The organism is Schnuerera sp. (genome assembly GCF_035459645.1).
In the GTDB taxonomy this organism is placed as follows: domain Bacteria; phylum Bacillota; class Clostridia; order Tissierellales; family Tepidimicrobiaceae; genus Schnuerera.
On sequence record NZ_DATHXO010000457.1, the window covers coordinates 1 to 8,821 of the forward strand.

The following is an 8,821-nucleotide window of genomic DNA, read 5'->3' on the forward strand; positions in this document are numbered from 1 at the left end:
GCTATTATCCATGCATAAAGAAGTTGCTGTAGAGTCCATAATTCCTAATCCCATATTTAATATGTCTATGTACCTCAACTTATCAAATTTTTTAGCAGATGTGTTAATATATGGGTCAGAGTCATAAACTCCATCCACTCCTTTTTTAGCCAATAATATAACCTCTGCTTCTATTTCTGCAGCCCTTAACGCTGCAGTTGTATCAGTTGAAAAATAAGGATTTCCGGAACCTGCAGCAAAAATAACCACCCTTCCTTTTTCTAGATGTCGTATTGCCCTTCTTCTAATATAAGGTTCTGCAATTTGTCTCATTTCAATAGCAGTTTGTACCCTAGTTATAACACCGAAATTTTCTAATGCATCTTGAAGAGCAAGGCTATTTATAACCGTCCCAAGCATTCCCATATAATCTGAAGTTGTCCTATCCATATCTGTAGCCTGTCTACCTCTCCAAAAATTACCACCACCAACTACTATAGCTATCTCTACACCAAGTTCTTGTAATCCTTTTATTTCTTTTGAAATTCTATTTACTGTATCGATATCTATTCCATAGCCTTTATCTCCGGATAACGCCTCACCGCTTAATTTTAAAATAATCCTTTTAAAAATTGGTTCCGTCATACAAAACCTCCCATTATTCAATATGTCAAACAGCTAGAATTTTATTTAAATGGAGAACAACATGTGTTCTCCATTTAATTATGAATTCATTTGTTTTGCTACTTCTTCCGCAAAGTTTTCTTCTCTTTTTTCTAAACCTTCTCCCACTTCATATCTAACAAATCTTCTAATTTTTATATTTTCACCAATTTTAGCAATTTTTTCATTCAGTAGATCTTTAACCTTAATACTAGGCTCTCTGATATATGGTTGTTCTAGAAGGCAAATTTGTTCATAAAACTTTCCGAGTCTTCCTTCAACAATTTTAGACGCTACGTGTTCTGGCTTACCTTCATTTACCACTTGATGTATAAGAATTTCTTTTTCCTTTTCAACTTCTTCTTCTGGAACATCCTCTATACTTACATATTTGGGATTTGAAGCAGCTACTTGCATAGCCATATTCCTAACAAATTCTTTAAATTCATCAGTTTTGGATACGAAATCAGTTTCTGAATTGATTTCAATTAAAACTCCAATTCTTCCACCGTGAATGTAGGCATCAATTAATCCTTCTGCAGCAATTCTACCAGATTTCTTAGCAGCTTGAGATAATCCTTTTTCTCTTAATAAAACAACAGCTTTTTCCAAATCTCCATTTGTTTCAACTAATGCCTTCTTACAATCAAGCATTCCTGCTCCAGTTTTTTCTCTTAATTCTTTAACTTGCGTAGCACTTATACTCATTCTAACCCTCCTCTATTGTTAAAAATGGTAAGAGCGTAAAGGAATACAACCCTTTATACCCTTACCCTTCCTTTATTCTTCTACGTCTATTATCTGTTCACCTTGTTTTCCTTCTAAAACAGCATTAGCCATAGTTTCTGTTAATAATTTTACAGCTCTAATTGCATCATCATTTCCAGGTATAATATAATCTATTTCATCTGGATCACAGTTTGTATCAACAATAGCAATAACTGGGATTCCTAATATTCTTGCTTCATTTACAGCAATTCTTTCTTTTCTAGGATCAACTACAAATATAGCATCTGGAGTTTTATTCATGTTTTTAATTCCACCTAAGAATTTTTCGAGTCTTTCTCTCTCATGATTTAATTGTATTACTTCTTTCTTAGGTAAAACATCAAATATTCCTTCTTCTTCCATTTGTCCCAATTCATGAAGCCTATCAATTCTTTTCCTAATGGTTTTGTAATTAGTCAACATTCCGCCTAACCATCTTTGGTTTACATAATGCATTCCACATCTTGTTGCCTCAGCTTCAATGGCTTCTTGAGCTTGTTTTTTAGTACCAACAAAAAGAATTTCTCCATCTTCAGCAGCTACTTCTTTTACAAAATTATAAGCTTCTTCAACCAGTTTAACTGTTCTTTGAAGGTCAATAATGTAAATTCCATTTCTTTCTGTAAAAATATATTCTGCCATTTTTGGATTCCATCTTCTTGTTTGATGGCCAAAATGAACCCCTGCTTCTAACAAACTTTTCATTGTAATAACTGACATTTTCAATTCACCTCCATGTTTTATTCCTCCATCTTCTTCATATGTTTAAGGAACCTATAAAGGCACAACCTTAAACATCAAAAGATGTGTGTAATCACTTTAGTAGTATAACACATACAGTATTATTAATCAATATTTTCTGATTAATATTTTTTAATATGTGTATAGACATTTTCCTTATAAATATTAGGCCACATTTTTATTATAATATCCACTTCTCTAATACCTTTATTTAGTTTTTTTGCAATTTCTTCGTTAGATAAACCTAAATTCTTCAATTGAAAAATTTTTCTATTCAATTCTTCATTATGGATATTTTCATTTGTTGACTTATCTAGCAAGTTATTTTTGTTTTCATGGGTTTTTTTCATCAGTTCTTCTTTATTAACATTTTTTTGTCTATCTTTTTGTAAAACTGTAAATTTGTGCAAACTAGTTTCGATTAAATCATCAAAATTATTTAAAGTATCTTCGATAACATGGGAATAATACTTTATATCCTCATGAATCACTAATATTTCATTATAGATATCCTTTTCTTTTTTATTAATTTTAGTGATTAATATTAAAGAAATTAATATACATAATAGACCTATAACATTAAGAACAATTGATAACATATGCACACCTACTTAAATTTTTATATCTATATTATTACCTATGTCAGATTTGTCATGTCTTTTACCTTTTTTCTTTTCTTTTTTATTTTTTTTTCCATCTTTATTATTTTCCGACCCTTTCTTTTTGTCCCTATCTATTATTAAATTTTCACTTTTGTTTGTGTCCCTAACCTTTTTTATATTTTTCTCAATCTGTTTCTTATGTTGAGCAAACCCTTGTTCTAGATGTACTTTAGCTTTATCATTCTCCACTTGCCTTATTTTTGATATTTCTTGAGATTTAGAGATTAAATTTGTATAGTCAACAGGTCTAATTGACATTTTAAATCACTCCTAATATGGACCTACTCTAATTTCTCCCTCATCTCTGTAAAAAGTACATTTTTTCATTTCATCCCTAATAGTCATGGTGCTATTACCTATAACTATTCTTACCCCTGGATATATAGTGTCAATAACTTTAATGCGCCCCTTTGTAAGATTATCAATTTTATCTTTAGTAATTTGATATTTTTCATTTAGTTGAGATAGTTCATCAAGCAAACTATTTTTAGTTCTTAATAACTTAAAATATAATTGAGATTTATTTTCATCCAATCTATTAACCTTCTTAAGCTTGTCCAGTAGATTTAGCGATTTAATAACTTTATCTAAGTTATCTTCTATTTCAGAAATAGATTTTTTTAACATTTCATTTTTTTCTTTTATCTCTGGATCTATACCTACCTCTAATATAGTTTTGGTTGCCATTGAGGAGCCTATTGTTTTTGCATGTATTTCCTTACCGGCACGGCAAATTCCACCGACTATTAGTCCTCTTCTACCAATAAGAACTATATTATCCTTACTAAATACATGGCTGTGCATAATAGCTTCTGCAGTAACATTTCTTCCTGAATTTATTATTGCATTTTCAATAAATTTAGTAGTAACACTGCCATTAGTTTTAATTGTTAACCTATTATATCCTTGTATGCCTTGACGAACTACAATATCTCCAGTATTTTCGATATATCCACCTTCTATAACGCCTTTTACGCTTACATCTCCATCAGCTTTAACTTGGAATCCATTCAAAACACTTCCCCTTACTAGAACTGTCCCGTTAAAATAAATATTACCAACTTTATTGTCAACATTATCTACTTCAAAAACATCTAGTACAATAACTCTTCTATCTTTTAATTTTACAAGGCCATCTTTATTAGCAACCAAAGCTAATCCATTATCTAAAAGCCTTACATTTTTTCCGTATCTTAAAACTGGGGTTTTACCTTTTTTATATGGAATAACTTGACCAGTAACTTTATATCCAGACTTACCTTCCTTTGGAGGTATTAATTCAGCTAATATATCACCTTTGTTGACATTATTTACTATATTTAATTCTCTGTAATTGACAGTTCCATCATCTAATATTTTAGGGACTAGTTTTTTTTCTAAATCAAAATTATATTTAATATATCCATCTTTACCATTGACTGGTAATATCCCTTCAGCAATACAGACTTTGTTGTTATAATATTGATTTGACAATATTAATCTCAATTCTTTTTCCTTTAAACCTATTTTTAATATTTCCCTTATTTCTTCAATAATCTTTGATATTGGTTTTTTATTAGATTTTAAGTTATTAGTGTCTCTATTACTGTCTAGTTCTTGGTTTTCTACTTCAAGTAATGTAATATATCCTTTTAAACCATCTTTAGAAATTTCGATTAATATATTTGGAGAAATCTTATACATAATTATGCCTCCTAATTAATTCTCATAAATACCTAGTTTTATCAATTTATTTTTTATATTTAAAATAGCCTTACTATGTATTTGAGAAATTCTAGACTCCGATAATTCCATAATATGTCCAATTTCCTTGTAAGTTAACTCTTCATAATAGTATAGAGAAATAACTGTTTTTTCATTTTCTTGTAATCCATTTATTATTCGACCTAATGTTTCTTTAATTTCCTTTTTTTCATAAATATTCTCTGGTGCATTTCTTTTTTTATCATTATCAATATAATATTCTCCCTTATTTACAAGTAAGTCCTCCAATGAAGCTACATTAAAATTTGAAATATCAGCAAGAGCAGACTCTAGCTCTTGTATCGAAATGTTCAAAAAATCAGACAATTCTTTATTTGATGGCGTCCTTCCTAGTTTATTTTCTAAGTTAACCATTCCATTTTGTATTTCTTTTGATTTTTTTCTTAAAGTTCTAGGGATCCAATCTAATTTTCTTATATTATCAATAATAGTGCCTTTTATTCTTATTTGTGCATAAGTTTCAAACTTAATATTTTTACTTAAATCAAATCGTTCAATACTGTCTATTAAGCCAATAACTCCAAAGCTAACTAGATCTTCATATTCTATTTTACTGCCATAGAAATTATACATTCTACCAGCAACTATCTTAACAAGGCTTACATATTCTTCTATTAGCAACTGTTTTATGGTTCTATCTTTAGTTACTGCATATTTTTGCCATAATTCATCTGTTTTCATAATAGATACCCCCCTACGGAATATCAAATAATTTTAACTCCATGTCCAATAGTTTTCACCAATAAAGAACCATCTTCTGTATTTAACTCTATGGTTCTACCATAGTTTCCCCCTGTGTCCTCAGATAAGATTTTTATATTTAATTCTTTTAATTTTTTCTTTGTAGCTATTATATTTCTTTCTCCTATTTTTAAAATACTGCTATTATTATTAAAAGAAAACATTTGAGAACCTCCTGCTATTTTTGCAGTTAAGTTTTTTTTGTTAGCTCCTTCTTTTATCATTTTTTCTATAAGTAACTCAATTCCAGTATCTACAAATTTTGATTTATTTTCATTATTTTTTATTTCTTTACTAGAGGGTAACATAACATGAGCTAATCCAGCAATTTTATTGTATTTATCATATAACGCTATACCTACGCAGGAACCTAACCCTAAAGTTGTCAAAATACCAGGATGTTTTACTATGTTTAAATCTGCCATACCTACTTTAATAGTTTTCATATTACATGACTCCTAAACTAGATAGTATTTTTTCAAAGGAATTCATATCAGGTAATAAAAATAAATTTCCTTGGACAAAGTTATTTCCTTCTTCAAAAACTGTCTCTATAAACAAAACTTGGTCTGCAATCAAACCAAATTGAATTGCTGGTACAGATAGTATTGCTCCTGCCATATCTATTGCTAAAGATGGAATAGATACCGATATTTTCAGATTAGTTAATGCACTTAACGAATTAACATAAGAAGAAGCTAGTATATTTCCTACTTCTGATAGGGCTGACATGGCAATATCATCTAATTCTTCATCTTCCCTACCTAATAGCATATTTGTTAAATTTAGAGCAGATTCTAATCCCAATATGAACATAATATTTCCTTCTACATCGCTACCTAAATTCAGGTATATTCCGGCAACTAATTCTTCTTCTCCACCTAAAACTTCTGCTACATCTTTAAAATCCATAATACGTACTTTTGGTACTTTCATATCAACACGTTTTGCTAACATATTAGCTAGTGCTGTTACTGCATTACCAGAACCTATATTTCCAATTTCTTTCAATACATCTATCATAATATTATTCAAATTGTCAACATCCATAATCCTATACTCCCTTAGTATTCTAATATTCTATTTAAATTCAACAATATAATCAATCTATCTGCAGCTTTACCTATTCCACTAAGATATTCAACATACTGATTATCTTCAGAAGTGGGAGGTTTGTCTATGTTTTCTTTATTGATTTCTAGTACTTCTGAAGATGAATCAACAACTAGTCCAGCGACTATTTCATTTTCCATTACAACAATAACTCTGGAATTTTTGGTTAAATCATCACCTTCCATTCCTAATTTTGATTTTAAATTGAGGATAGGAATTACTTCACCTCTTAGGTTAATGACTCCATCTATGTATTTAGGTGCATTTGGTATCCTAGTAGTTTCACTTACTTTTTCAATGGACAAAACATTAGTTATAGGTATACCATAATACTCTTCATTTAGCTTAAAAATCACATATTTTGTTTCTCCATCAGAAGACATTTAAGGACCTCCTTTTTTTAAATTATGGTATTAATATCTAATATTAAAGAGACATTACCATTTCCTAGTATTGTTGCTCCTGACAAATATTTTATATTTGATAAATACTTACCCAATGGTTTTATAACTATTTCTTGCTGACCAATTAAATTATCTACCAACAAAGCAGCTTGCTTTTCTCCTTTTCTAATTACTACAACTAAATATTCATCATCAAGATCATCAAATTCTAGTTCCATTAGTCTATGTAATTTTACCATTGGTATGGTCTTTCCCCTATAAAGCATAATATCTTGACCTTGAATGTTTCTAATACTATCTTTATTTACACTAGTTATTTCGGTAACAGAACTTAATGGTATAGCATATATTTCATCCTCTAATTTTATTAAAAGGGCTTGTATTATTGCCAAGGTTAGAGGAATCCTTATAGTAAATTTTGTACCCATATTGATTTGACTGTCTATTTCGATAGAGCCATTAATAGACTCAATTTTGCTTTTTACTACATCTAAGCCTACTCCGCGACCTGAAACATCAGAAATCTCTTCAGAAGTACTAAAACCTGGCTGGAACAATAAAGTTTTAATTTCCTCTTCAGAAAATATTTCTGCCTCTCCGGTGGTAATTAATCCCTTTTCAATAGCTTTATTTTTAACAGCTTCAACATCAATTCCTTTACCATCATCAATAACTTCTATAACAACGTTATTTCCATCCGGATAAGCCTTTAAAATGACATTTCCTTCTTTAAGTTTCCCTTGATTCTTTCTATTTTCTGGAGTTTCTATCCCATGATCAATAGAGTTCCTTATAATATGAATTAGTGGATCACCAATTTCATCAATGACAGTCCTATCTACTTCAGTATCTTCCCCATACATTTGCAGATTGATTTCCTTATTCAATTCTTTAGATAGATCTCTTACCATTCGTGGGAATCTATTAAAAACCCTTTCTATTGGTACCATGCGTACTTTCATAACTGCATCATGTAGGCTTGTAGTGATTCTTTCTAGATATTCAATAGCTTCAGTCATGTTCTCTTTATTTGATATATTGCTTAATTCATCCATTCTAGTTTTAATTATTATTAGTTCACTTACTAGATTCATTAAAGTATCTAACCGATCAATATCTACCCTTACTGTTTTACCTATTCTATTATCCCTATTAGATGTATTAGTTTTATTACCAGTCTTTGTTAGTTGTTTTACTTCCTTCCTTAAATTTTCAGTTTCTTCAATTAAATCTTGTCCCTCATTAATAGCATCTAAAGCTTCTAATATAGATATATTAATCTCGTCTATTTCTGATATACTATTTAATTCATCTTTTAGTTTATTTTTATCAGTCTTAGAGATAAAAATCAGTGAGAAATCAAGATCAAACTTTTCATCTTCTATATCTTCAACAGAAGGATTAGAATGGATAATGTCGCCTAAAGACTCTAATGTATTAAAAATAATAAAAGCTCTAGCTGATTTAAGCATACACTTTGCACTTAATTTAATCTCAATATTAAATATGTTTAATCCTTCTTTTTTAGCTTTTTTTGCAATATTTAACACATATTCGTTTAGAACAAAACTGTTGCCCTTACTAAGACTATCTTCATTTTCTATGGTGCTGTCTTCATCCGAAATAGCACTTAATTTTTCAATAAGTTTTTTATATTCCTCATTACTTTCTTCTTCGTTAGAAGCAATGTGATTGACAGCATGATCTAACGCATCAAAACATTCAAATACAATATCAATTACATCTTCGTTTAATTCAATCTCGTTACTTCTAATACCTTCAAGTACATTTTCCATCTCATGAGTTAAATTTGCCATATTGACAAATCCCATAGTACCTGACATACCTTTCAAAGTGTGAGCAACCCTAAAAAGTTCATTAATCAAAGATGTATTTGTTTTATCCTTTTCCAATTCCAATAAAGCTTCATTCATATTTTGTAAATGTTCTTTTGATTCTTCAACAAATAAGTTAATATATTGGTTC

11 protein-coding genes are annotated in these 8,821 nt (G+C 29.6%); all 11 read right to left on the reverse strand.

Going from position 1 to position 8,821, the window contains the following annotated elements:
- A partial coding sequence (pyrH, locus tag VK998_RS10715) for a UMP kinase (RefSeq protein ID WP_325228135.1) occupies positions 1 to 624 on the reverse strand: 624 nt, incomplete at its 3' end.
- Positions 625 to 702: 78 nt separating this feature from the next.
- A complete protein-coding gene (tsf, locus tag VK998_RS10720; protein ID WP_325228136.1) occupies positions 703 to 1,350 on the reverse strand; it encodes a translation elongation factor Ts in 648 nt (215 codons plus the stop codon).
- 72 nt (positions 1,351 to 1,422) lie between these two features.
- A complete protein-coding gene (gene rpsB, locus VK998_RS10725; protein ID WP_325228138.1) occupies positions 1,423 to 2,130 on the reverse strand; it encodes a 30S ribosomal protein S2 in 708 nt (235 codons plus the stop codon).
- Between the two features lie 143 nt (positions 2,131 to 2,273).
- Positions 2,274 to 2,750: a DUF6115 domain-containing protein gene (locus VK998_RS10730; protein WP_325228140.1), complete on the reverse strand. Its 477-nt coding sequence runs from the start codon at positions 2,748 to 2,750 to the stop codon at positions 2,274 to 2,276.
- A 12-nt stretch (positions 2,751 to 2,762) separates the two neighbouring features.
- A complete protein-coding gene (locus VK998_RS10735) occupies positions 2,763 to 3,071 on the reverse strand; it encodes a hypothetical protein (protein ID WP_325228142.1) in 309 nt (102 codons plus the stop codon).
- 12 nt (positions 3,072 to 3,083) lie between these two features.
- Positions 3,084 to 4,496 (reverse strand): DUF342 domain-containing protein, encoded by a 1,413-nt coding sequence (locus tag VK998_RS10740; RefSeq protein ID WP_325228145.1) that lies wholly within the window; start codon positions 4,494 to 4,496, stop codon positions 3,084 to 3,086.
- A 15-nt stretch (positions 4,497 to 4,511) separates the two neighbouring features.
- Complete coding sequence (locus VK998_RS10745) at positions 4,512 to 5,258, reverse strand: FliA/WhiG family RNA polymerase sigma factor (protein ID WP_325228147.1); 747 nt, start codon at positions 5,256 to 5,258, stop codon at positions 4,512 to 4,514.
- Positions 5,259 to 5,281: 23 nt separating this feature from the next.
- Positions 5,282 to 5,764, reverse strand: a complete 483-nt coding sequence (locus tag VK998_RS10750; protein ID WP_325228151.1) for a chemotaxis protein CheD — start codon at positions 5,762 to 5,764, stop codon at positions 5,282 to 5,284.
- Position 5,765: 1 nt separating this feature from the next.
- Positions 5,766 to 6,368: a chemotaxis protein CheC gene (locus VK998_RS10755; protein WP_325228153.1), complete on the reverse strand. Its 603-nt coding sequence runs from the start codon at positions 6,366 to 6,368 to the stop codon at positions 5,766 to 5,768.
- A gap of 14 nt (positions 6,369 to 6,382) precedes the next feature.
- The gene (locus tag VK998_RS10760) at positions 6,383 to 6,814 is read right to left on the reverse strand and encodes a chemotaxis protein CheW (RefSeq protein ID WP_325228155.1); all 432 of its coding nucleotides are present in this window, start codon (positions 6,812 to 6,814) and stop codon (positions 6,383 to 6,385) included.
- Between the two features lie 17 nt (positions 6,815 to 6,831).
- On the reverse strand, positions 6,832 to 8,821 hold a 1,990-nt coding region (locus VK998_RS10765), incomplete at its 5' end, for a chemotaxis protein CheA (RefSeq protein ID WP_325228158.1).